24 protein-coding genes are annotated in these 21,649 nt (G+C 64.5%); 12 read left to right on the top strand and 12 right to left on the bottom strand.

Going from position 1 to position 21,649, the window contains the following annotated elements; all coding sequences use genetic code 11:
- The first annotated feature begins 31 nt into the window (after positions 1 to 31).
- The 7 genes from LB559_RS16430 (at position 32) to LB559_RS16460 (ending at position 7,083) form a co-directional block, all read left to right on the top strand.
- On the top strand, positions 32 to 1,084 hold the full coding sequence (locus tag LB559_RS16430) for a substrate-binding domain-containing protein (RefSeq protein WP_024502965.1): 1,053 nt from the start codon (positions 32 to 34) through the stop codon (positions 1,082 to 1,084).
- Positions 1,085 to 1,152: 68 nt separating this feature from the next.
- Positions 1,153 to 2,667 carry a sugar ABC transporter ATP-binding protein gene (locus tag LB559_RS16435; RefSeq protein ID WP_224674508.1) on the top strand — a complete coding sequence of 505 codons (1,515 nt, stop codon included), beginning with the start codon at positions 1,153 to 1,155 and terminating at the stop codon, positions 2,665 to 2,667.
- Positions 2,668 to 2,676: 9 nt separating this feature from the next.
- A complete protein-coding gene (locus tag LB559_RS16440; protein ID WP_032899090.1) occupies positions 2,677 to 3,645 on the top strand; it encodes an ABC transporter permease in 969 nt (322 codons plus the stop codon).
- The gene (locus LB559_RS16445) at positions 3,642 to 4,517 is read left to right on the top strand and encodes a MurR/RpiR family transcriptional regulator (protein ID WP_013529211.1); all 876 of its coding nucleotides are present in this window, start codon (positions 3,642 to 3,644) and stop codon (positions 4,515 to 4,517) included. The genes LB559_RS16440 and LB559_RS16445 overlap by 4 nt, the downstream gene beginning before the upstream one ends.
- Positions 4,514 to 5,407 (top strand): ribokinase, encoded by an 894-nt coding sequence (locus LB559_RS16450; protein WP_224674509.1) that lies wholly within the window; start codon positions 4,514 to 4,516, stop codon positions 5,405 to 5,407. The genes LB559_RS16445 and LB559_RS16450 overlap by 4 nt, the downstream gene beginning before the upstream one ends.
- A gap of 102 nt (positions 5,408 to 5,509) precedes the next feature.
- A complete protein-coding gene (purE, locus tag LB559_RS16455) occupies positions 5,510 to 6,007 on the top strand; it encodes a 5-(carboxyamino)imidazole ribonucleotide mutase (RefSeq protein WP_063169171.1) in 498 nt (165 codons plus the stop codon).
- Positions 6,004 to 7,083: a 5-(carboxyamino)imidazole ribonucleotide synthase gene (locus LB559_RS16460; RefSeq protein ID WP_224674510.1), complete on the top strand. Its 1,080-nt coding sequence runs from the start codon at positions 6,004 to 6,006 to the stop codon at positions 7,081 to 7,083. The genes purE and LB559_RS16460 overlap by 4 nt, the downstream gene beginning before the upstream one ends.
- A 6-nt stretch (positions 7,084 to 7,089) precedes the next feature.
- Here the strand turns inward: LB559_RS16460 and LB559_RS16465 are convergent, their stop codons facing one another.
- Positions 7,090 to 7,512, bottom strand: coding sequence for a lysozyme inhibitor LprI family protein (locus LB559_RS16465; RefSeq protein ID WP_224674511.1), 423 nt, complete (start codon positions 7,510 to 7,512; stop codon positions 7,090 to 7,092).
- 240 nt (positions 7,513 to 7,752) lie between these two features.
- Here LB559_RS16465 and ykgO point away from each other — a divergent pair, with 240 nt between their 5' ends.
- Together ykgO and LB559_RS16475 are read left to right on the top strand one after the other, a co-directional pair.
- Positions 7,753 to 7,878 (top strand): type B 50S ribosomal protein L36, encoded by a 126-nt coding sequence (ykgO, locus tag LB559_RS16470; protein ID WP_006203764.1) that lies wholly within the window; start codon positions 7,753 to 7,755, stop codon positions 7,876 to 7,878.
- Positions 7,879 to 7,990: 112 nt separating this feature from the next.
- On the top strand, positions 7,991 to 8,596 hold the full coding sequence (locus LB559_RS16475; RefSeq protein WP_224674512.1) for a tetratricopeptide repeat protein: 606 nt from the start codon (positions 7,991 to 7,993) through the stop codon (positions 8,594 to 8,596).
- A gap of 101 nt (positions 8,597 to 8,697) precedes the next feature.
- Here LB559_RS16475 and LB559_RS16480 read toward each other — a convergent pair whose 3' ends face one another.
- From LB559_RS16480 to groES, 9 genes are all read right to left on the bottom strand, one after another.
- Complete coding sequence (locus LB559_RS16480) at positions 8,698 to 9,426, bottom strand: SDR family oxidoreductase (RefSeq protein WP_224674513.1); 729 nt, start codon at positions 9,424 to 9,426, stop codon at positions 8,698 to 8,700.
- Between the two features lie 22 nt (positions 9,427 to 9,448).
- Positions 9,449 to 10,705, bottom strand: coding sequence for a sugar ABC transporter permease (locus LB559_RS16485; protein ID WP_224674514.1), 1,257 nt, complete (start codon positions 10,703 to 10,705; stop codon positions 9,449 to 9,451).
- Positions 10,702 to 11,523 (bottom strand): ATP-binding cassette domain-containing protein, encoded by an 822-nt coding sequence (locus tag LB559_RS16490; RefSeq protein ID WP_013530724.1) that lies wholly within the window; start codon positions 11,521 to 11,523, stop codon positions 10,702 to 10,704. The genes LB559_RS16485 and LB559_RS16490 overlap by 4 nt, the downstream gene beginning before the upstream one ends.
- Before the next feature lie 96 nt (positions 11,524 to 11,619).
- Positions 11,620 to 12,708 (bottom strand): sugar ABC transporter substrate-binding protein, encoded by a 1,089-nt coding sequence (locus tag LB559_RS16495; RefSeq protein WP_013530723.1) that lies wholly within the window; start codon positions 12,706 to 12,708, stop codon positions 11,620 to 11,622.
- A 248-nt stretch (positions 12,709 to 12,956) separates the two neighbouring features.
- On the bottom strand, positions 12,957 to 13,841 hold the full coding sequence (locus LB559_RS16500) for an AraC family transcriptional regulator (RefSeq protein ID WP_013530722.1): 885 nt from the start codon (positions 13,839 to 13,841) through the stop codon (positions 12,957 to 12,959).
- 336 nt (positions 13,842 to 14,177) lie between these two features.
- Positions 14,178 to 14,471 (bottom strand): DUF982 domain-containing protein, encoded by a 294-nt coding sequence (locus LB559_RS16505; RefSeq protein ID WP_013530721.1) that lies wholly within the window; start codon positions 14,469 to 14,471, stop codon positions 14,178 to 14,180.
- A gap of 98 nt (positions 14,472 to 14,569) precedes the next feature.
- Positions 14,570 to 14,797, bottom strand: a complete 228-nt coding sequence (locus LB559_RS16510) for a hypothetical protein (RefSeq protein WP_013530720.1) — start codon at positions 14,795 to 14,797, stop codon at positions 14,570 to 14,572.
- 70 nt (positions 14,798 to 14,867) lie between these two features.
- Complete coding sequence (groL, locus tag LB559_RS16515) at positions 14,868 to 16,499, bottom strand: chaperonin GroEL (RefSeq protein ID WP_224674515.1); 1,632 nt, start codon at positions 16,497 to 16,499, stop codon at positions 14,868 to 14,870.
- Positions 16,500 to 16,554: 55 nt separating this feature from the next.
- Positions 16,555 to 16,869 carry a co-chaperone GroES gene (groES, locus tag LB559_RS16520; RefSeq protein WP_013530718.1) on the bottom strand — a complete coding sequence of 105 codons (315 nt, stop codon included), beginning with the start codon at positions 16,867 to 16,869 and terminating at the stop codon, positions 16,555 to 16,557.
- Positions 16,870 to 17,201: 332 nt separating this feature from the next.
- On the opposite strand from groES, the gene LB559_RS16525 reads away from it, so the two are divergent.
- Both LB559_RS16525 and LB559_RS16530 read left to right on the top strand, forming a co-directional pair.
- Positions 17,202 to 17,480 (top strand): usg protein, encoded by a 279-nt coding sequence (locus LB559_RS16525; RefSeq protein ID WP_084015824.1) that lies wholly within the window; start codon positions 17,202 to 17,204, stop codon positions 17,478 to 17,480.
- Positions 17,481 to 17,650: 170 nt separating this feature from the next.
- Positions 17,651 to 18,433, top strand: coding sequence for an SDR family oxidoreductase (locus LB559_RS16530; protein ID WP_224674516.1), 783 nt, complete (start codon positions 17,651 to 17,653; stop codon positions 18,431 to 18,433).
- A 133-nt stretch (positions 18,434 to 18,566) separates the two neighbouring features.
- On the opposite strand, the gene LB559_RS16535 is transcribed toward LB559_RS16530, so the two are convergent.
- Complete coding sequence (locus tag LB559_RS16535) at positions 18,567 to 20,069, bottom strand: ATP-binding protein (protein ID WP_013530715.1); 1,503 nt, start codon at positions 20,067 to 20,069, stop codon at positions 18,567 to 18,569.
- A gap of 207 nt (positions 20,070 to 20,276) precedes the next feature.
- Here LB559_RS16535 and LB559_RS16540 point away from each other — a divergent pair, with 207 nt between their 5' ends.
- Entirely contained in the window at positions 20,277 to 20,582 is a 306-nt protein-coding gene (locus tag LB559_RS16540; protein ID WP_013530714.1) for a hypothetical protein, read from the top strand.
- A 96-nt stretch (positions 20,583 to 20,678) separates the two neighbouring features.
- Here the strand turns inward: LB559_RS16540 and LB559_RS16545 are convergent, their stop codons facing one another.
- Positions 20,679 to 21,527, bottom strand: a complete 849-nt coding sequence (locus tag LB559_RS16545) for an aldo/keto reductase (protein WP_013530713.1) — start codon at positions 21,525 to 21,527, stop codon at positions 20,679 to 20,681.
- Positions 21,528 to 21,649: the final 122 nt, after the last annotated feature.

Here is a 21,649-nt window from a genome sequence, read left to right on the forward strand (position 1 = left end):
CCATTATCGTTTTCAACAAGGGAGGAATACAATGAAACTTCTGCTTGCCACGGCTACCGCCGCACTGATGGCGCTGTCGATCGGCTCTGCCTTTTCGGCCGACCTCGCGCCGCTCAATTCCGACACGGAAAAGGACCGCATCGACTGGTCGCAGGTCGAGGCCAAATTCGGCGCGTTCCCCAAGCTGCCCGAAGGCACAAAGGCAGGCGCCGTCTCCAAGACGCTGACCAATGAATACTGGCGCTCGCTGGGCGAGGGCTACACGGCATTCGGCGCCAAGGTCGGCGTTCCCGTCGTCTATCAGGCAGCGCAAAGCGAGGGCGACCAGCTCGGCCAGCTCACCATTGCCGAAGGCCTGGTGACCCAGGGCTACAACGTGCTGCTCGTCTCGCCGCAGACGGATGCCAATCTGCAGCCGATCATGGAGCAAGCCAAGGCCGCCAACGTGCCGGTGGTCAACGTCAATGACGCCGTCATCCCGCAGGCCGAACATTATGTCGGCAATGTCCAGCGCGACAATGGCGTGCGCGTCGCCAAATGGTTCATCAAGAACCGTCCGGATGGCGGCAAGGTCGCCATCGTCGAAGGCCAGGCTGGCGTCTATGCCGCCGTGCAGCGCACCGACGGCTTCAAGTCGACCATCACCGAGGCAGGCAAGTTCGAGGTCGTCGCCAGCGTTCCCGGCAACTGGGACCGCCAGACCTCCTATGATGCGGCCACCAACATCCTGCAGCAGCACCCCGACCTGATCGGCTTTTATGCCAACAATGACGGCATGGCGCTCGGCATCGTCGAGGCAGTCAAGGCCGCCGGCCTGCAGGACAAGGTTGCGGTCTTCGGCACCGACGGCATTTCCGACGCCTATGCCTCCATACGGGCCGGCGAACTGACCGGCACGGTCGACAGTTTCCCGGTGCTGACCGGCGAAGTGGCGTTGGAAACTGCTCTGCGTCTCGTCGCGGGACAGAAGCTGCCCCGCGTCGTCGCCACGCCCCAGGCACTGATCACCAAGGACAATGCCGACCGCTATTCCGGCGCCGGCGCGCGCAAGGCACTGCTCGAGGACGCGGCTGCGGGCCAGTAAGGCCAATCGGCGAGTGCCGGCCAGAGCAATTCGCTCCCGCCGGCACCGTTGCCCGGAGATAGAACCCAATGTCACCCCGGCTGCAATTCCAGGGCATTTCCAAGCTGTTTCCGGCCGTGCGGGCGCTTGACGGCGTGTCGTTCTCGGTAGGTGCCGGTGAAATCCACGGCCTGCTCGGGGAAAATGGCGCCGGCAAGTCGACGCTGCTGCGCATCCTGTCTGGCGTCCACACGCCGACAGCGGGAAGCGTCCTCATCGACGGCAAGCCGGTTACACTCGCCAACCCGGTCGCCGCACGCGCTGCGGGCGTCGCCATGATCCATCAGGAATTGCAGCAGGTACCACGCCTTAGCGTCGCCCAGAACATGTTCCTAGGCCATCCGCTGACGCGCGGCGCCATCTTCGTCGCTCGGCGCGAACAGGAGCGCCGTGCTGCGGAGGCTCTTGCGGCCATCGATCCCTCCATCGATCCGGCTGCACCCCTCGGTACCCTGAAGGTGGCGCAGCGGCAGATTGTCGAGATCGCCCGCGCGCTGCTCGATCGCGCCCGCATCGTTGCCATGGACGAGCCGACATCGAGCCTGACGCCGAGCGAATTCGAACGGCTGGCGCAAGTCATCACCGGCCTCGCCCGCGACGGCGTCGCCGTCGTCTATGTCTCGCACAAGCTGGACGAGGTGTTCGGCATCTGCCGGCGCGCCACCATCATGCGCGATGGCGTCGTCGTCGATTCCGTCGATCTGAACGACCTGTCGGAGAAAGCGGTCGTGGCGATGATGGTCGGCCGCGAACTGGCGCAGGAGCAGCATAATTCCCATGCCATGAACAAGGTCATGCTGAGCGCGCGTGGCCTCTCCTCGGCGACGAAGGTGCGCAACGTGTCGTTCGATCTGCATCGCGGCGAGGTGCTGGGCATTGCCGGCCTGGTCGGTTCCGGCCGCACTGAACTGCTGCGGCTCTTGGCCGGCGCCGATCGCGCCACGGCCGGGACGATTGCAATCGACGGCAAGGCGGCACGGTTCTTCAGCCCGCGTGACGCGATTGCCGCCGGCGTCGGACTGGTGCCGGAGGAGCGCAAACGCGAAGGCATCGTGCCGCTGCGCTCGATCACCAGCAATATGGCGCTGGCCTCGATGGCCGTGTTCGCGCCGCGCGGCCTCATCGATCACGCCAGGTTGAAACAGGTGGCGGCCGAGAAGATGAGCCGCGTCAATCTGCGCCCATTCCTGCTCGACCGGCCGATCCGCCTGTTCAGCGGCGGCAACCAGCAGAAGGCGATCATCGGCCGCTGGCTGGCGGCGGGAACACGCATCCTCTTGTTCGACGAGCCGACGCGCGGCATCGATGTCGGCGCCAAGGCGGAGATCTATCATCTGATCGAGGAACTCGCCGCCGAGGGCCATGCGGTGGTCGTCGTCTCCTCCGAACTGCCCGAGGTGATCCGGCTTGCCGACCGCGTGTTGGTCATGCGCGACGGCACCATCGCCGCCGAACTCGATAGGGCAAATCTCTCAGAACAGGCGATCGCGGCGCACGCCATCCCGCAAACGCAAACGCCGGCCGCACAGCCGGCAAGGCAGTAGGTGACGGATATGTCGGATGCCACTCTGGTGCGGTCCCAGGCCGAATTCCTGCGCGGTGTTTCCATGCGCGACGCCGGCACGCTGATCGGGCTTGTCGTGATCCTGGCCGTGTTCGGCGCGCTGGTGCCCGGCTTTTTCGCCGAGCGCAACCTGATCAACATCCTGCAGCAGTCGAGCATCAATGCCTGTCTGGCGCTGGGCATGACGCTGGTCATCATCTCCGGCGGCATCGACCTGTCGGTCGGGCCGACGGCAGCACTCTCGGCCGTCATCTCGGCCTCTATGATGGTCGCCGGCGTGCCGTTTCCGCTGGCCATCGCCGCCGGCTTCGCCATTGGTCTTGCCTGCGGCCTCGTCAACGGCGTGCTCGTCGCCCATGTTGGGCTGCAGCCCTTCATCGTCACGTTGGGAACGCTCAGCACCTATCGGGCACTGGCGCTGATCTACACCGGCGGCAATCCGGTCCTCGGCCTGCCGCCAGGCTTTCGCGCCGTCTTCAACGGTTCGCTGTTCGGACTGCCTCTGGCGGTCGTCATCGTCGCCTGCGTGGCTGTCGTCGCCTGGGTCGTTTTGAAGAAGACGCCCTTCGGCGAATATCTGCTCGCCGTCGGCGGCAACGAGGAGGCGGCCTACATCGCCGGCGTGCCGATTGCCCGCACCAAGATCGCCGCCTACATGATCTCAGGCCTGCTGGCGGCGCTTGCCGCGCAGATCCTGATCGGCCGGTTGGGCGCCGCCGAACCCATCCTCGGCAATCTCTGGGAGCTCGACGCCATCGCGGCTGCCGCCATCGGCGGCGCCTCGCTGATGGGCGGCAAGGGCAGCGTCGTCGGCACCATCCTGGGCGCCGTCATCCTCGGCGCCATGCGCAACGGTTTGACGCTGATGAACGTCCAGTCCTTCTATCAGCTTCTGGCAACTGGTCTTATAATCCTCGCCGCGATGCTTATCGATCGCGTGACGAGGGGGCGTGGATGACCTTGAGCGGGCTGGACCTGAAAGCGGTAGGACCGCGCATCCGCATGATGATGCCGCATCTCACTCCGCTGGAGGCGAAGGTGGTGGAAACCGTCTTCGGCCGGCGCGGCTTCGACGAGAGCATTCCGCTGAAGCAGATCGCCGAGGAATCCGGCGTGTCCGAGGCGATGGTGGTCAAGATCGCCAAGAAGCTCGGCTTTTCCGGCTATCGCGACTTCCGCACCGCCGTCTATGAGTACAGTCGCCTGCCGACCGCCGAGATGCACCAGGAACTGTCATCCGACGACAGTTCGGCCGAGATCGTGCAAAAAGTGTTCCGCACCTCCATCCAGGCGCTGGAGGAGACGCTGGCGATCCTCGACATCGAGGATTTCGACCGCGCCGCCGAGCTGCTCTTCCGTGCCAAGAACCGGGATTTCTATGGCGTCGGCGGCTCGGCGCAGATCGCGCGCGACGTTTCGCACAAATTCCTGCGCATCGGCATCCGCGCATCCGTCTACGACGATTCGCACATGATGCTGATGTCGGCCTCGCTGCTCGGCGGCGACGACATCGCCGTCGGCTTCTCGCATTCGGGCAACACGTCGGCCGTTATCGACGCCATCCAGTTGGCCCGCAAGAACGGTGCCCGCACGCTGGCCATCACCAATTACGACAACTCGCCCCTGGCCGCCGTCGCCGATATCGTTCTGTGCTCGACCGCGCAGGGCTCGCCGCTGATGGGCGAGAACGCAGCGGCCCGCATTGCCCAGCTCAACATTCTCGACGCGTTGTTCGTCGCGGTGGCGCAGCGCGACTATCAGGCGGCGGAGCGCAATCTCGGCCGCACCATGTCGGCGGTGACATCGAAACGAAAAGACCGGGGCTCATGACGACAACGCCGCTGGTGACCGTGTTCGGCAGCCTGCATTACGACATTATGGTCGACGCCCCCGGCCGCCCGCGCAAGGGCGAGACGGTGACCGGCCATGCCTGGCACCCCAAATGCGGTGGCAAGGGCGGCAACCAGGCCGTCTCGGCGGCGCGGGCCGGTGTGTATGCGGCGATGATCGGCGCCGTCGGCGACGATGATTTCGGGCGGGCGTTGCTGGCCAATCTCGATCGCGCCAAGGTCGACCGCCGCTTCGTGCGGGTGGCCGCTGGCGCCGGCTCCGGCATGAGCGTGGCGATCTTCGACCAAGGCGGCGACTATGGCGCGGTGATCGTCTCGGGCAGCAATCTGACACTGGGCCATGCCGACAGTGCCTCTGCTTCCGATGTGGTGGGACAGACGGCGGTGCTCCTGCTGCAGAACGAAGTGCCGGAAGCCGCCAACATTGCCGCCGCACGCGCAGTCAAGGCACGGGGCGGTCGCGTCGTGCTCAACGCGGCCCCCGCGCGCAAACTCTCCGAGGAGTTGATCGCCCTGGTCGACATATTGGTGGTCAACGCCATCGAGGCGGAATTCCTGGCTGGCACGGCAGTGGTCGAGACACTCGACGGGGCCGCGCAAGCCGCACGGCTATTGGCCGATCTCTATCCGGTGGCAATTGTCACGGCGGGCGGCGAAGGTGTCGCCTGTTGCGGTCGGAGCGGCGAGGCCTTTGCGCTGTCCGCCATCCCGGTCAAGGTCGCCAGCACGCATGGCGCCGGCGATGAATTCGTTGGCGCGCTGGCCGCGGGACTTGCCCGTGGGCAGACCATGCGGGCGGCCATCACCGCCGCCAACGCGGCTTCGGCCTTGCTGGTCTCGACGCCAGAGGCCGAGCGCGACGGCATCTGACCGGCTGGTTTCCGTCTTGCCAGACCGCAGCAGCGGCCGCCTATCCTTGCGGCCTCGCGCGAATTCCGCTAAGGCGCGCCTTTGTCGCCGGGGAACACGGACTTGGACGATCAACGCGCCGACGTCGCCATCATCATGGGCAGCCAGTCCGACTGGGCGACGATGCGCCATGCCGCCGAAACGCTGGAAGCACTTGGCATCCCGCACAAGCGGCTCATCATCTCCGCGCACCGCACACCGGACCGGCTCTATGATTTCGCCAAGGGCGCCAAGGCGGCCGGTTACCAGGTGATCATCGCCGGCGCCGGCGGTGCAGCACACCTGCCCGGCATGACGGCGGCGATGACGCCATTGCCGGTGTTCGGCGTGCCGGTGGAATCGAAAGCGCTTTCCGGGCAGGATTCGCTGCTGTCCATCGTCCAGATGCCAGCCGGCATTCCCGTTGGAACGCTGGCCATAGGCAAGGCTGGAGCCGCCAACGCAGCCCTTTTGGCCGCCGCCGTGCTGGCCCTGAACGATGACAGCCTTGCCGTCCGTCTGGATGCCTGGCGCGCCGCGCAGACTGCCAAGGTCGCGGCTGAACCGACGGATACGCCGTGAGCCTGCCCGCCGGATCGACCATCGGTATCATTGGCGGCGGCCAGCTCGGCCGCATGCTGGCTGTTGCTGCCGCCCGTCTCGGCTACCGCACCGTGGTGCTGGAGCCGCAAGCGGATTGCCCGGCCGCACAGGTCGCCAACCGGCAGATAACAGCCGCCTATGACGACCCGGCCGCCCTTGCCGAACTGGCAGCGTCGAGTTCCGTCATCACCTACGAGTTCGAGAACGTCCCGGTCGCGGCGGCCAGCGCGCTGGCGGCCAAGGTTCCGGTCTATCCGCCGGCGCGTGCGCTGGAAGTGGCGCAGGACCGGGTGGACGAAAAAACATTCCTCAACGGCATCGGCATTGCCACCGCCGATTTCCACGCCGTCGACAATGATGACGAGCTGGCGGCGGCGCTGAAAGCATTCGACGGCAGCGGCATCCTGAAGACCCGGCGCATGGGATATGACGGCAAGGGCCAGCGCGTCTTCCGCAACATGGAAGCCGGCGGTTTTGCCGGTACATGCGAGGCGATGGGCAATGTGCCGCTGATTCTGGAGTCCTTCGTGCCGTTCGAGCGCGAGATATCGGTGATCGCGGCGCGTGGGCTGGACGGTGCGGTTGTCGCCTACGATCCAGCCGAGAATATCCATCGCAACGGCATTCTCCACACATCGACCTTGCCGGCCGCCATTATGCCGGAGACGGCGCAAGCGGCCCGAACGGCGGCATCGAAGATCCTTGCGGCGCTCGACTATGTCGGTGTCATCGGCGTCGAGTTCTTCGTGCTTGCCAACGGCTCGCTGCTGGCCAACGAGATCGCGCCGCGCGTGCACAATTCCGGCCATTGGACGGAAGCCGCCTGTGTCGTTTCGCAGTTCGAGCAGCATATCCGCGCCATCGCCGGCCTGCCGCTCGGCGGCCCGAACCGCCATTCCGACTGCGTGATGGAAAACCTGATCGGCGACGATGTGATACGCGTCCCGGAGCTTCTCGCCGAGCCCGATCTGATGCTGCATCTCTACGGCAAGGCCGAAGCGCGGCCCGGCCGCAAGATGGGTCATTTCACTCGGATCAGACGTCGCGCCTCATAAGGTTGCCTACTGCGCGTCGTCGCTCTCGTCCTGCCCTGTATTGGCGCAACTCCCATCGCCTTCCTCGCAATTGGCCGCGGCAGCAAGCTGCTTGACGCGGTCATTGGTCAATCTGGTCAGGCATTGCGAAACTTCCATCGAATGGATCGATCCGCCTTCGCTGGCGGCGGTGGAATGCGCGCACTCGGCATCGCGAAAAGTGATCCAGGCGCGTTGCGCCACCTGCAGCAATCTCTTGCCGTTGGCATCGTCCGAGCTGGTGAGGTTCTGATAGGCCGTGTTGAGCCTGGCGTCGGCCGCCTGGTAATCCTCGCCGGCACAGATGTTCATCATTTGCTGGCTGTCGTCGCTGCGGTCGCATTCCTGCGCGCGCGCAACCGAAGCTGCCGCCAGCAGGACAAGGCAGGCGGACAGGAACATCCGGCGCATAGTCGTCCCCAAATCATTTCACGGCGACCGCATCATCCCAGCCGGCCCAGGGCCGCGCAATGCCGCAAGGCCGACATGGCGGATAATTGATGACAGGGATGATTCACAGCCGCTATGGAGCACGCTTGCGGTTGACAGGGACAAGGCTCCTCGTTTATGAGCCACCCACAGTTCAAAGGCGCGTCTTCTGGCGCGCCTTAAAATTTCGACCCAACCGGGTCCACACCGACAGGCAAGACCATGAAGATCAAGAATTCGCTCAAGGCGCTGAAGGCGCGTCACCGCGACAACCAGCTGGTTCGCCGCAAGGGCCGCATCTACATCATCAACAAGACCGCCCCGCGCTACAAGGCACGTCAGGGCTGAGTTTTCGGGCAGGAGGCTGTCGCCTCCGCCCATTTGATGCTTGTCGCCGTCTGCCGGCCTTTTCACGCCAAATTCAGTTTGACGTTCTCTCGCCCGGGACTAGAGTCCGGCGATGCGGATTCTTTTTGCATTTTTGACATCTCTGCTTGTTTCCGGCGTCATTTATGGCCCGGCATGGGCGGATGGTGCTGTCGCGCCGCCGTCCACTCAGGATGCGCCGCCCGCCGCAACGACGAAACAAGCCCGCCTCGATCAGCTGTTCAGCGACTTGAAACGCGAACGCAACGAAAAGGCGGCGGAGCGCATCGCCGGCAACATCTGGAGCGAGTGGTCGCAATCCGGCAGCGCCTCGATCGACCTGATGATGCAATGGTCGCAAAAAGCCGTCGAGGGCCAGAAGTTCGACGTCGCGCTCGATTTCCTCGACCAGGTGGTGACTTTGCAGCCGACTTATGCCGAGGGCTGGAACCGGCGTGCCACCGTCCATTTCATGATGAAGAACTACGGCAAGTCGATGTCCGACATCGACCATACGCTGCAGCTCGAGCCGCGCCATTTCGGTGCGCTGTCCGGCCTGGCGCAGATCATGGCGCTGACCGGCCACAAGCAATCGGCGCTCGAGGCTTGGCAAAAGGTCCTGGCCATCTATCCGATGATGCGCAGCGCCCAGGACCAGGTCGGCACGATTTCGGAGGAACTTGCCGGTGAAGGCATTTGATTGCTCTAGGGGAGTAAGGGAATAGGGCAGTAAGACCGTAGGGGCAGATTGCACCCGCGGAACACACCCTACTCCCCTACTCCCCTACTCCCCTACTCCCCCTAGAGATCATTGCTCTGCGGCAAAATCACCAAATCCCTTATCGTCACATTGCGCGGCCGGGTCAGCATGAACATCACCGCTTCGGCCACCTCGCGTGGCTGCATCAGGCCGCCGGCGGCGAGTTCCTCTTCGAGCTTAGCCTTTGGCCAGTCGTCGACCAGTGCCGTCACTACCGGGCCGGGCGCCACGGCGCCGACGCGCAGGCCGTGCTTGGCGACCTGCCGGCGCACCGTGTGGACGAAGGCCTGCACGGCGTGCTTGGAGGCCGTGTAGATCGGTTCCCAGACCACCGGGACCAGACCGGCGATCGAACTGGTGACGATGATGTCGCCGGTCTTGCGTTCGATCATGTGCGGCAGCACTGCCTGGATCGAGCGGAAGCAGGCATTGATGTTGAGGTTGAGCATATGGTCCCAGACGTCGGGATCGCCGGTCGCCACCTCGCCGCCGACATAGGCGCCGGCATTGGCATGGAAGATGTCGAGCTGGCCGGCCTTCTCCAGAATCTGCGGCATCATGGTGGCGACGCTTGCCGGCTGCATCAGATCGATCACCAGCGGGATCGCTTTGGGGCCGAGTTCGGCGCACAGTTTGTTCAGCGTCGCCTCGGCGCGGTCGACCAGCACCACGGTGGCGCCGGCCGCCAGCATATGCCTGGCGCATTCGAGGCCGATGCCTGACGCGGCACCGGTGACGGCGGCAACTTTTCCGGACAGTTCTTGGCTCATGTCTTGCTTCCTGTTGATGGGTTCAGGCCCGGCCATGCGAGACACGCGAGCGGCGTGCCAGCGAGTCGACGATGACCGCGATGGCAAGCACGGCGCCGGTGATCATGTACCGAAGCGACGAGGACAGATCGAGCAGCGTCAGGCCGCTGGCGATCGACTGGATGACGATGATGCCGAGCAGTGCGGAATAGGCGCTGCCCCTGCCGCCGAACAGGCTGGTGCCGCCTATGACGGCCGCCGCGATGGCGTTGAGGTTGACGTCGCCCGTGCCGGCCTGCTGGCTGGCCGAGGCAAGGCGGGCCGCCGACAGCACGCCGCCGAAAGCCGCCAGCATCGAGCACAGCACGAAGGCGCTGGAATAGATCAGCCGCACATTGATGCCGGCGCGCCGCGCCGCCTCGCGGTTGCCGCCGACCGCCGACATAGAGCGGCCCCATTTGGTCCGCGTCAGCGCGTAGTGCATCGATATGACCAGGCCGACGAACAGGCCGAACATCCACGGAATGCCGCGCGCCTGATTGAGATAGAAGACGATGAGCTCGAGAATGACCGTAATCACCACCGCGCGCGTGGCGAGCCCGCCGGTCGACGGCGCCGACAGGTTCGCTGCGCGGCGGCGCGCGACGGTGCGCAGGCCGGTGATCAGCATGACGATGCCCGGCACGGCCGCCAGAGCGAACGAGACGAGTTTGGGCATCATCAGCAACTGGCCGAAATTCACCAGGTTCGAGCCGTAGGGCAGGTTGATCGAGCCGGTCGAGCCGAGGATGTAGAGCTGCAGGCCAAGCACCGCCAGCAAGCCGGCCAACGTCGAGACGAAGCTCGGCATGCCGAGCCGGTTGAACAGCAGCGCATAGAGGGCGCCGATGAAACCGCCGACGGCAACAGCGGCCAGAATCGCGAGCGCCACCGGCCAGCCCTGGTTGACCCACAGCGTGCCGACCATGGCCGAGGCAAAGCCGCTGATCGAACCGACCGACAGGTCGATCTCGCCGACCATCAAAACGCAGACGATGCCGAGCGCGATGACGCCGACGGTGGAGCAATCGAACAGCAGATTGACCAGATTGCTGCTCGACAGGAAGATCGGGTTGATGCTGGCGAACACCGTCCAGATGATGACCAGCCCGACAATCACTGGCAGCGAGCCGAGATCGCCCGAGCGGACCCGGTCGAAGAACCGGCGGATGGCGCCGCCAATCCCCGCCTCGTGCTTGACGCGCACATCGGCGCGGTCGAGCTGCGGCGGCACGGGGGCGGCTTCGGCTTCGCGGCTCATGGGCGTGGCTCCTGGGTCTGGTCTTGCCTAGCCTGCCTGCGCTCGGCGCGCCGCGACACCGAATTGTTCGAGGCGCCGGTGATGGCGCTGACCAGTTCCTGGTTCGAGGCATCGGGCGAGAAGATGCCGTTGTTGCGGCCAAGCCGCAGCACAACGATGCGGTCGGCGACGGCGCGCACGTCTTCCATGTTGTGGCTGATGATGACGACGCCGAGGCCGCGGTCGCGCACCCGCTCGATCAAATTGAGCACTTCCGCGGTCTGCGCCACGCCAAGCGCTGCCGTCGGCTCGTCGAGCAGGATGAGCTTGGGTTCGAGCAGCAGCGAGCGCGCGATCGCCACCGTCTGGCGCTGGCCGCCCGACAGTGAAGCGACCACTTCGCGGACACTCGGGATGCGCGCCGAAAGCTCGTTGAGCAGCGTCCAGGCGCGCACTTCCATCGCCACCTCGTCCAGCCGCAGCGGGCTGAGTTCGCGGCCAAGGAAGATGTTGGCGACGATGTCGAGGTTCTCGCACAGCGCCAGGTCCTGGAACACGGTGGCGATGCCGAGCGTCAGCGCGGCACTCGGATCGGCAAGCGTCACCGGCTTGCCGCGAAAACTGATCGTGCCTGAGCTCGGCTGATGCACGCCGGCCAGGATCTTGACCAGGGTCGATTTGCCGGCGCCATTGTCGCCGACCAGCGCCACCACTTCGCCTGCATGGACATCGAGATCGATGTCGGTGAGCGCCGAAACGGCGCCGAAATTCTTCGAAACGCCGCGCAGGCTGAGCACCAGCTCGCCTGCCGGAACCGGTTCGTCCGAGGTATCGGTCATGCCAGGAAGCCTTTCAAAACCGGTTCAAAAATTTCGCATGAGCGCTGCCTGGCCACCGCGCGGGTGGCCAGGCAGCGGAGCGGGCAAGGGTCGCGGTCAGTTCCCGATGCCCAGTTTCTTGCAGCCTTCCGCGTAACGATCGACGCAGAGCTCGGCCGCGGTGTTGATCTTCTTGTCGATGATCTCGGCCTTCAGGTTTTCCTGCGTCACAACAGCCGGCGTGAACAGCTGCGAGGGCGTATCGTACAGCGTCATCTCGGCCTTAGGCGTCTCGCCAGAAAGTAGCTTGATGGCGATGTTGGCGGCGGCCGCCGCCACGATCTCGCTCGGCTTGGAGATGGTGTTGTACTGGTCGCCGGCGATGATCAGCTGCAGTGCCGCGATCGTCGCGTCATTGCCGGTCACCGGCGGCACCGGATCGACGCCGGCCGCCTTGAAGGCCGCGATGGCGCCGCCACCGGTGCCGTCATTGGCGGCCACCACGCCGAGGATTTTCGGGCCGAAGCGGGTGATCTGGCCGCCGGCCCATTGCTGCGCCTTCGGCGGCGCCCATTCCGGCGTGTCGTATTCGGCCAGGATCTTGTAGCCGCTGTTGTCGAGGCCGGCATGGATGCCCTTCTTGATCAGGCCGGCCGCCGCGTCGGTCGGCGAACCGTTGATCTGTAAAACGCCGCCGGTGGCCGGATCGACCTTCAGCGCCTTCAGGTGCTCGACCAGCGAATCGGCGATGGCCTTGCCGATACCTTCATTGTTGAACGAGACATAGAAGTCGGCCGGCGCTGTCGGGATTGGCCGGTCATAGGCTATGACCTTGATGCCCTGGCTCTGCGCCAGCTTGACCAGCGAGGCGGCGGCGGTCGAGTCGACGGGGTCGAGCACAATCGCCTTGGCGCCCTGCGAGATCACCGAGTTGAACTGCTGCTGCTGGCGCGAGGCGTCGGCATCGGCGTTCTGGTAGAGCACCTTGCAGCCCGGGCATAGCTTCTTCATCTCGGCGGCGAAGCCGGGATAATCATGCTGTTCGTAACGGGTCGAGGCCTGGTCAGGCATCAGGAAGGCGACGGTGGCGTCGGTGACTTCGGCGGCCTTGGCGATAGCGGCGGTGCCTGCCAGCAGCGACAGCGCAAGCGCTGCCATGCCGGCGGACTTGCCAGTGGACTTCAATGAAATTGAAAGTTTGGTCATTCGGTCTTCTCCGTTTCTGGATATGTTGTAAGAAGGTCGTTGACTGCTTTGGTGGTCTGAAGACACCCATCCACCCTCGCCCCAACTGCAGGGGAACCAGGGTCCGGCGCTGGACTTTCGAGCTGCGCCTACATCCTCCGCCGACGAAGGAATTCGAGACAAGCGTTCTCCATCGCGAACCGCTCAACGCGGCTCACGTCCGTCATGCAAAAGAAAAATCCTCCCTTGGTTCCTCCCTGGCTCCTCCGTTAAGCGGCTTTTCCCGCGTTGATGTTGTCGGCCAGCAGGCGCCTGAAGCGCGAGGGCGGCATGCCCTTCTCCGCCAGGAACTGCCGGTTGAAATTGGACAGGTTGTTGAAGCCGACCTCGTAGCAGATGTCGGTAATCGACGCCTGCTCATCGCTCATCAAGATCTGGCAGGCGAGATTGATGCGCAGCCGCTTGACGTACTGCACCAGCGACATGCCGGTGTGGCGGCGAAACGAGCGCGAGAAGGCCCCGGTCGACTGGCCGGCGATGGCGGCGAGATCCGCCTCGTCGAACAGCTGCGTCAGGTTCTCCCTGATATAGGCGAGCGCCTTGTTCATGCCGGCGGTCATGTAGCCCGACGGATCGGGCCGATAGCTGGCGCTGGCCAGCAGCTGGAATTCCTGGGCGCGGCTTAGCAGGCCGGCGATCATCATGAACAGCTCGATGCGGCGCACGCCCTGCGCCTGCATCATCTCTTCCATCAATGGCGCCAGCGCCTTGCTGGTGCGGTTGGAAAACAGCACGCCGCGCCGCGACGCCTCGAGCAGAGCCGCAAGCCCCGCCAGCTCCGGCAGCACATGCATGGCATCGCCGATGAAACTTTCGGAAAACTGAATGATGCGGCCGCGCAGCGGGATCGAGCTGTCCTTGGGGATGTCGCTGACCCAGTTGTGCGGCAGGTTCGGCCCCGTCAGCACCAGATTGCCCGGCTCGAACTCGCCGATGAAGTCGCCGACGAAATAGCGGCCGTTGGTGAAGATTACCTGATGCAGTTCATATTCTGGATGGAAGTGCCAGCGCACCGTATGGAAGGGGTAGCCATGCGACCACGCCTTGAAGGACTCCCCGCGTCGTATCTGGACAACTTCCAGGTCCGGTTCCATGTCCGTTTCCTCCCGGCCGGCACGGATATTTGCCGCGTTCGGCCCAATTCCCTAAACCGGCCGAATTGGTTTCGGCTCTGCATTTCAAGAGCCACGGTACCGGCTCATGACAACAGGCGCCACCACGATTCAAGACAATGGATGATACTTTTTTAACCGGAAGGGCGCGCTCAGAGGCGCTATTCGGGCAGAACAGGTCAGTCTTGCTGACGCGTTCGCTCGACTGACCAACGAGAACACTACCGCCCGAAACGGAATTCCAACGTGTCCGGTGGGCGCCTGGCCTATCGCAAGAACAGCGTGTTCAGGCGCTGTTGCAGCGCCGTCATCGTCAGTTCAGCTCGTGCGCAGCGCACCACCCGCCACCGTCGCGAGCGGCGTAACCATGTCAGGCACCAGTATGTCGTGGCGGCGCGCGAAGCTGACCAGCGTGGCCCGCACCGTCTCCGGATCGATTTCGCCGACGATGCCCGCCTTGCAAGCGTTGAGTGCGATGGCATGGGCGCCGTTGCGGCCGGCGCTCGGCCAGTCCTGCAGCAGTGCATAGGCTTCCATCACGCTGTCGATCTTCCTCGGAAAGCCCATTCCGACCAGAAGTGTGACCGGTTCCTCGAATTGCCCGCGATTCATGGCTTGTGCCTCCTCTCGATTGTTCAGGGCCTGCAGCGGGCCGAACACCGGGAAGCACGGCCCGCCGCGGATAGGTGAAGGGACTGGCCGATTTCCGTTCAGCCGCTGCCGGCGGATACCTCGGATGTTGCCGACACTTGCTGTGCTGCGAGGAACATCAGTGCCGACGCCGCGGTTCGCCGGTTCCAGCCGGCGGCTTCAGCCATGTCGAGCAGCCCTGCCAGCAGCGGCTTCAGCACGTTCCTGCATTCTGTTTCATAGGCCAGGAATTCCTTCGCTTGATGCGTAGGAGCCGGTACGGATCCGAGGCCAGCCATTGCATCCATCTTTACCTCCACTCTCTCTTCGACTGACGCCCGCTCCCCGCCAGGGGAGCGGGCGGATTGGGCCGCGACTTCAGAAGTCCATGCCGGCGCCGGCGGGCATTGCCGGGACGGCGGCTTCCTTCTTCGGCTTCTCGGCCACCATCGCCTCCGTGGTCACCAGCAGGCCGGCGACCGATGCCGCGTCCTGGAGGGCGGTGCGCACCACCTTGGCCGGGTCGATAACGCCCTGGCCGAAGAGATCGCCGAATTCATTGGTCTGGGCGTTCCAGCCCCAGCCGAATTCGCTTTTCTCGCGCAGCTTGCCGACAATGATCGAGCCTTCGGCGCCGGCATTCTCGGCGATCTGCCGGACCGGCGTTTCGATGGCACGGCGCACGATGTCGACACCTGTCCTCTGGTCCGAATTGTCGGTCTGCACGGTATCGAGCGCCTTGGCCGCCCGCAGCAAGGCGACGCCGCCGCCGGGCAGCACGCCCTCCTCGACGGCCGCGCGGGTTGCATGCAGTGCGTCGTCGACACGGTCCTTGCGCTCCTTGACCTCGACCTCGGTCGAGCCGCCGACCCGGATCACCGCAACGCCGCCTGCGAGCTTGGCCAGCCGCTCCTGCAGCTTCTCGCGGTCATAGTCGGAGGTGGTCTCCTCGATCTGCGCCTTGATCTGTGCGACACGGCCCTGGATCTCTTCCTTGCGGCCGACACCATCGACGATGGTGGTGTTTTCCTTCTCGATCACCACCTTCTTGGCGCGGCCCAGCATCTGCAGCGTTACATTTTCCAGTTTGATGCCGAGATCTTCCGAGATCGCGGTGCCGCCGGTGAGAATGGCGATGTCCTCCAGCATGGCCTTGCGGCGGTCGCCGAAGCCCGGCGCCTTGACGGCCGCGACCTTGAGGCCGCCGCGCAGCTTGTTGACGACCAGCGTGGCAAGCGCCTCGCCCTCCACATCCTCGGCGATGATCAGGAGCGGCTTGCCAGACTGCACCACGGCTTCGAGCACGGGCAGCATCGCTTGCAGATTGGAGAGCTTCTTCTCGTGGATCAGCACATAGGGCTCGTCGAGTTCGACGCGCATCTTGTCCTGGTTGGTGATGAAATAGGGCGAGAGGTAGCCGCGATCGAACTGCATGCCTTCCACGACTTCGAGTTCGGTCTCGGCGGTCTTGGCCTCCTCCACCGTGATGACGCCTTCATTGCCGACCTTCTCCATCGCCTCAGCGAGGAAGCGGCCGATTTCGGCATCGCCATTAGCGGAGATGGTCCCGACCTGCGCGATCTCGTCGTTTCGAGTGACCTTGCGGGCATTGGTCTTCAGTTCGGCGACCACCGCATCGACCGCCTTGTCGATGCCGCGCTTCAGATCCATCGGGTTCATACCCGAGGCAACCGCCTTGGCCCCTTCCCTGACGATCGCCTGTGCAAGCACCGTTGCGGTCGTCGTGCCGTCGCCGGCAAGGTCGTTGGTCTTGGAGGCCACCTCACGCACCATCTGGGCGCCCATGTTCTCGAACTTGTCCTCCAGTTCGATCTCCTTGGCGACGGTGACGCCGTCCTTGGTGATGCGCGGCGCGCCGAACGACTTGTCGATGACCACATTGCGCCCCTTGGGACCGAGCGTCACCTTCACCGCATTGGCAAGGATGTCGACGCCGCGCAGCATCTTCTCGCGCGCTTCGGTATGGAATTTCACTTCTTTGGCAGCCATTGGATCACTCCTTTATCTAGGCAGCATTCGTTGACTGGTTGGATACAAGAAGCCGTCAGGCGGCCTTCTTCACTTCGGCGATCTCATCGATGATCCCCATCACGTCGCTCTCCTTCATGATGAGCAGGTCCTCGCCGTCGAGTTTGATCTCGGTGCCGGACCATTTGCCGAACAGGATGCGGTCGCCGACCTTGACATCGAGTTCGACAAGCTTGCCGCTGTCGTCGCGGGCGCCGGGACCGACGGCGAGCACTTCGCCTTCCTGCGGTTTTTCCTTTGCGGTATCGGGGATGATGATGCCGCCGGAGGTCTTCTCCTCGGCTTCAAGGCGGCGGACCAGAATACGGTCATGCAATGGACGGAACGCCATGTCGTTCTCCTCGTGGACAAACAGGTTTTGAGGTTCCTCCGCACCGAACCGGCAATATCGGACCGGTGCGGAACGCCGCGACCCTTCGTCAGGCATCGCGGCGCATATCGAGCTAGTTTTGCCCTTTTTCGGTTTCAAGAGACCAGCGCAAAAATTTTTATATTCGACAAGAAAGAGCGCCAAGGCACTGTTATGGCGTGGCTATTTTCGGAACCCGCGAGCTTCTCGCGGCGTTGTTTAAAGAGGGACAGAACCAATCGCCCCGGCCCGGCATTGGGCGGGTTCGACACAAATGCCGCCGGCTCGATGCCTCAGCGGAGAAGGAGAAAGACATGGCCGATACGGTCAGCAACGAATTCCGCCTGCAAATGGAAGGTTATGGCCTGACGACGGCCGAAATCCACTATTACCTGCCCGATCATCCAAGCCTGCTTCAGCTCTATGTCTGGCAGGACTATGATCTCGCTCCAGCCTTTCCCGAACTCAAGGGTTTTCTCCAATATTGGGAGCGCGAACTCGATGGTCCGCTCCACTCGGTTCGCGTTGCTCATCACCGGCTCATCCAGCCTTCGGAATGGCGGGCCGTCGAGGGCATAATCACGGTCCACTAGGGTCTTTGCGACGGCCTCCGCTACGTAGGGAATCACGATATTGGGGCAGGCTCCCGCCGGCCCCACGCAGCGCGATAGCCAACAACCTCCACTCCAAGATTTCCAATTTCCGTATTGTAAAACGATCGCGCCGCGCTAGCCTGAAATCAGATGCGAGGCGGGGAAGAGGAATGGAGCTCCAACTCAACGGCAAGGTGGCGCTGGTCACCGGCTCGACGCAAGGCATTGGCCGCGCCATCGCCGAGACGCTGGCGCGCTGCGGCGCCGGCGGCCTGCTCGTCACCGGGCGCGAGAAGACGCGCGGCGATGCCGTTGCGGAAGAGCTTTCGCGGCTCGGCACGCCGACGGTTTTCGTCGCCGCCGACCTCGCCGACCCGGCAGCCCCTGCCCTTTTGGCGCAAGCCTGCATCGAGCGCTTCGGCCGCATCGATGCGCTGGTCAACGCCGCAGGGCTGACCGACCGGGCCTCGTTCCTCGATGCCGATCTCGACGGCTGGGCCTCGCTGTTTGCGGTCAACGCGCGGGCGCCGTTCTTCCTCATGCAGGCGGCCATCGCCGACATGAAGAAGCGCGAAGAGCGCGGCGCCATCGTCAACATCCTGTCGATCAACGCCCATTGCGGCTCGCCGGAGCTCGCCGTCTATTCCGCAAGCAAGGGCGCGCTGGCCACGCTGACCAAAAACGCCGCCAACGCCCATCGCTTCGATCGCATCCGCGTCAACGGCATCAATGTCGGCTGGACCGACACGCCGGCCGAACGCGTCATGCAAGCCGGCACGCTGGGCAACGGGCCGGGCTGGCTCGATGCCGCCAACGCCTCGCAACCCTTCGGCCGCCTGTTCTCGACCAGCGATATCGCCAACCTCGCCGTCTTCCTGCTTTCGGATGCTGCCGGGCCGATGACCGGCACGCTCGTCGATCAGGAACAGTGGGTGATTGGGGCGAACCGGTGAGCGCCATCGAAACGCAAGCGCCTGCATGACGCATCTCGCCGTCGGCGATTTCACGGTTGCCATCAGAAATTTGTCGCGATGACGGTGATTGAAAAAGCCTATCGCATCATTCGCTCAAAGCACCCGCGCCGCCTCACAGCGCCAGGCTTCCCTGCTCCACCTCCTCGGCATTCGGATCTCCCGGTGCGGTGGCCCAGGCCAATTCGACCAGTGTCACGGTGCGCCGGCCTGTCCCGTCGAGCTGGCAGACGATGAGGCCCTGCTCCTCGATATAGGTCAACAGGCGCCGGGCGCGGCGCAGCGAGTGCGAGCCGTAGGCGCGGGCGATCGCGGCGTCGCTCGGGCAAGGCCAGCCCTCCTTCGCCGCGCGGGCAATCATCATGAACACGCCCTGCATGTCGTCGGGCAGCAGCGACGCGCGGACGGAAACGTCCCGCCATGCGTCGTCCTGCGTCGTCTCTGACCCAAGGCCGGCCCGGGCGCGCGTCAGCATGCGGCGGAACTCCGGCAGGTCGGGCACGACCGAGGCCAGGCCTTCGATGCGGCAGCGGACCACGAACTCCTGATAGAGTACCCCGATTACGCGAAAACCGGCGTCGGGCTGCGCCAGGATGGCGCGCAGCACGCGGTCCACGCGCTCGCGGCGCTCGGCCAGATCCTCGGCGCTGACTTGCGGCTCCGCCGGTTCGGGGCGGATTTCCAAGGCCGCCGACTTCGCCGCCATCAACTGGTCGAGCAGGTCCGGCGACGCCGGGCGGCGCGGCGTGCGCACCGTTTCGGGCGGCGGCGCCGCCAGGATGATCGCGCGTGCATCCTCGAGTGCTGCTTCCGGCATCGCCATCAGCCGCGGCGTTCCGTTGCGCGGGCTCGTATCCGTCGGGCCGATGCGCAGGCCCAGCGGACGGCGCGACAGCGCCGGGCCGAGCGCCATGAACTGCCCGCGTTCCAGATCGCGAAACGCCTCCGCCTGGCGCCGCTCCATGCCCAGAAGGTCGGCGGCACGCGCCATGTCGATATCGAGGAAGGTGCGGCCCATGAGAAAGTTGGACGCCTCGGCGGCGACGTTCTTGGCGAGCTTTGCCAGCCGCTGGGTGGCGATGATGCCGGCCAGCCCGCGCTTTCGGCCACGGCACATCAAATTGGTCATCGCGCCGAGCGAGAGCTTTCGCGCCTCGTCGGAAACCTCGCCGGCCACCGCCGGCGCGAACAGCTGCGCCTCGTCCACCACCACCAGCATCGGGTACCAGTGGTCACGGGCGACCTCGAACAGCCCGCCGAGGAAGGCGGCGGCACGCCGCATCTGGTTCTCGGCGTCGAGCCCTTCGAGATTGAGCACGGTGGAGACGCGATGCATGCGCGCCCGCTCGCCTGCCGCCTGCAGGCCGCGCTCGGTATGCTGCTCGGCATCGATCACCAGATGGCCGTAACGGTCGCCCAGCGAAACGAAGTCGCCCTCGGGATCGATGATGGTCTGCTGCACCCAGGGCGCGCTCTGCTCCAGCAGGCGCCGCAGCAGATGCGACTTGCCGGAGCCCGAATTGCCCTGCACCAAAAGGCGCGTCGCGAGCAGTTCCTCGAGATCCAGCTTCGCCGGGGCGCCTGCGGTCGTCTGTCCCATCTCGATCGCAACGGTCATCTCGACTCAGGCGCTCCTTTCGCAGACGGGCTTATCAACTGGGTCACGGCCCGTCGAGCGTGCATGACCGCCCGCGGCGTGTTGCGCACAACTGTGCAGGCACCGTCTGGAGGGTCATCAGCCGATGCCTGACGCAAACTTTGGGTTGACCCCTTCGGACCACGAGGCGACACTCCTCCCAACGCTACGAGTGCGAGGAGGAATGCGATGGACGAGCCCGAACGGTGGCGCCACATGTCGACGGCGCCGAAGGACGGCAGCCGCATCCTGGTCACTGTGCGTCCGTCCGAACAGGGACCGGCGGAAGTCGACCTTGCCTATTGGTCGCGTGCCGACCAGTTCGCCTCGGAAGGCTGGCGCGCGTCGGACTCTTCGCCCGGGCGCGTCATCGAATACGCCGACCCGGAACTGAAATGCTGGATGCCGCTGCCCACCGCCAACCTCAGCCGCGCGTCGATGCCGGCGCCCTGGGAAGGCGAAGACGCCCAGCAGTTGGATGGGTCCGGGATTTGAGGGGCGCAAGAAATTGGCGAAAGCCGCAAAGCTGCCAATCTCCCCCCTCGTGGGGGAGATTGGCAGTTTCGTTGCCAGCTCGTTAAAACTTGCCTCTCAGAACAGGAACGCGGCCGTGGCGGGGTTGGGTCCGTTGCGGCCCTCGGGCGAATCCATGCCGCGGATCGTCTGCAGGTCCTGCGCATCCAGTTCGAAATCGAAGACATCGAAATTGGCGGCGATGCGATCCCTGCGGATCGACTTTGGAATGACGATCAGCCCCTCCTGGAGATGCCAGCGGATGATCGCCTGGGCGACGGACTTGCCATGTTTTTTGGCGATGCCTGCAATGGTCGGATCGCCGAGCAGCCGGCCGCTGCCCAGAGGACTCCAGCTTTCGATACGGATGTCGTGCTTGGCATGAAAGTCCCTGACACCGCGCTGCTGGAACTGGGGATGCAGCTCGATCTGGTTGACGACGGGCGTCACACCGGTCTCGCCGATGATCCGCTCCAGATGGTCCTGGTTGAAGTTCGAAACGCCGATCGACTTGATGCGGCCGGCCTGCCTGAGTTCGACCAGCGTCTTCCAGGCCTCGACATATTTGTCCTGGCTGGGCACAGGCCAGTGGATCAGGAACAGGTCGATCTGTTCGACGCCGAGCTTCTCCATCGTCTCGTCGAAGGCCCGCAGCGCGGCATCGCGCTGATGCGCGCCGTTGCGCAGTTTCGAGGTGATGAACAGCTCAGCCCGCGGCACGCCGGCACTGCGGATCGCCTCTCCGACCCCTTCCTCGTTCTGATAGCCTTCGGCGGTGTCGATCAGGCGATAGCCGGCCTCGATGCCCCAACCCACCACGTCGGCGGTGATGTCCTGGTCGACCTGCCACACGCCGAGGCCGAGTTGGGGAATGGCGGAGCCGTCGTTCAATGCAATCTGTTCGGGCATGGTGGGCTGTTCAGGCATGAGGGATCCTTTGCAAAGCTGGGCCGGGCGTCCGCCCGGCGCACAGCCTATCTAGGTCCGACAAGGGGCAACGGCCAGCCGACAGCGGACAAATTGCCGTGTGAAGTGCGCCTGCAAGTGTG

The organism is Mesorhizobium sp. BR1-1-3, assembly GCF_020165455.1.
Taxonomy (GTDB): domain Bacteria; phylum Pseudomonadota; class Alphaproteobacteria; order Rhizobiales; family Rhizobiaceae; genus Mesorhizobium; species Mesorhizobium ciceri.

Coding starts and splice junctions, on each gene's coding strand:
- groL (WP_224674515.1), bottom strand. CDS start 16,499: ATGGCTGCCAAAGAAGTGAAATTCCATACCGAAGCGCGCGAGAAGATG.
- LB559_RS16480 (WP_224674513.1), bottom strand. CDS start 9,426: ATGAGCCAAGAACTGTCCGGAAAAGTTGCCGCCGTCACCGGTGCCGCG.
- LB559_RS16430 (WP_024502965.1), top strand. CDS start 32: ATGAAACTTCTGCTTGCCACGGCTACCGCCGCACTGATGGCGCTGTCG.
- LB559_RS16440 (WP_032899090.1), top strand. CDS start 2,677: ATGTCGGATGCCACTCTGGTGCGGTCCCAGGCCGAATTCCTGCGCGGT.
- groES (WP_013530718.1), bottom strand. CDS start 16,869: ATGGCGTTCCGTCCATTGCATGACCGTATTCTGGTCCGCCGCCTTGAA.
- LB559_RS16475 (WP_224674512.1), top strand. CDS start 7,991: ATGCGGATTCTTTTTGCATTTTTGACATCTCTGCTTGTTTCCGGCGTC.
- LB559_RS16500 (WP_013530722.1), bottom strand. CDS start 13,841: ATGGAACCGGACCTGGAAGTTGTCCAGATACGACGCGGGGAGTCCTTC.
- LB559_RS16535 (WP_013530715.1), bottom strand. CDS start 20,069: ATGACCGTTGCGATCGAGATGGGACAGACGACCGCAGGCGCCCCGGCG.
- LB559_RS16525 (WP_084015824.1), top strand. CDS start 17,202: ATGGCCGATACGGTCAGCAACGAATTCCGCCTGCAAATGGAAGGTTAT.
- LB559_RS16450 (WP_224674509.1), top strand. CDS start 4,514: ATGACGACAACGCCGCTGGTGACCGTGTTCGGCAGCCTGCATTACGAC.
- LB559_RS16485 (WP_224674514.1), bottom strand. CDS start 10,705: ATGAGCCGCGAAGCCGAAGCCGCCCCCGTGCCGCCGCAGCTCGACCGC.
- LB559_RS16490 (WP_013530724.1), bottom strand. CDS start 11,523: ATGACCGATACCTCGGACGAACCGGTTCCGGCAGGCGAGCTGGTGCTC.
- LB559_RS16545 (WP_013530713.1), bottom strand. CDS start 21,527: ATGCCTGAACAGCCCACCATGCCCGAACAGATTGCATTGAACGACGGC.
- LB559_RS16495 (WP_013530723.1), bottom strand. CDS start 12,708: ATGACCAAACTTTCAATTTCATTGAAGTCCACTGGCAAGTCCGCCGGC.
- ykgO (WP_006203764.1), top strand. CDS start 7,753: ATGAAGATCAAGAATTCGCTCAAGGCGCTGAAGGCGCGTCACCGCGAC.
- LB559_RS16510 (WP_013530720.1), bottom strand. CDS start 14,797: ATGGATGCAATGGCTGGCCTCGGATCCGTACCGGCTCCTACGCATCAA.
- LB559_RS16530 (WP_224674516.1), top strand. CDS start 17,651: ATGGAGCTCCAACTCAACGGCAAGGTGGCGCTGGTCACCGGCTCGACG.
- LB559_RS16505 (WP_013530721.1), bottom strand. CDS start 14,471: ATGAATCGCGGGCAATTCGAGGAACCGGTCACACTTCTGGTCGGAATG.
- LB559_RS16465 (WP_224674511.1), bottom strand. CDS start 7,512: ATGCGCCGGATGTTCCTGTCCGCCTGCCTTGTCCTGCTGGCGGCAGCT.
- LB559_RS16435 (WP_224674508.1), top strand. CDS start 1,153: ATGTCACCCCGGCTGCAATTCCAGGGCATTTCCAAGCTGTTTCCGGCC.
- LB559_RS16445 (WP_013529211.1), top strand. CDS start 3,642: ATGACCTTGAGCGGGCTGGACCTGAAAGCGGTAGGACCGCGCATCCGC.
- LB559_RS16540 (WP_013530714.1), top strand. CDS start 20,277: ATGGACGAGCCCGAACGGTGGCGCCACATGTCGACGGCGCCGAAGGAC.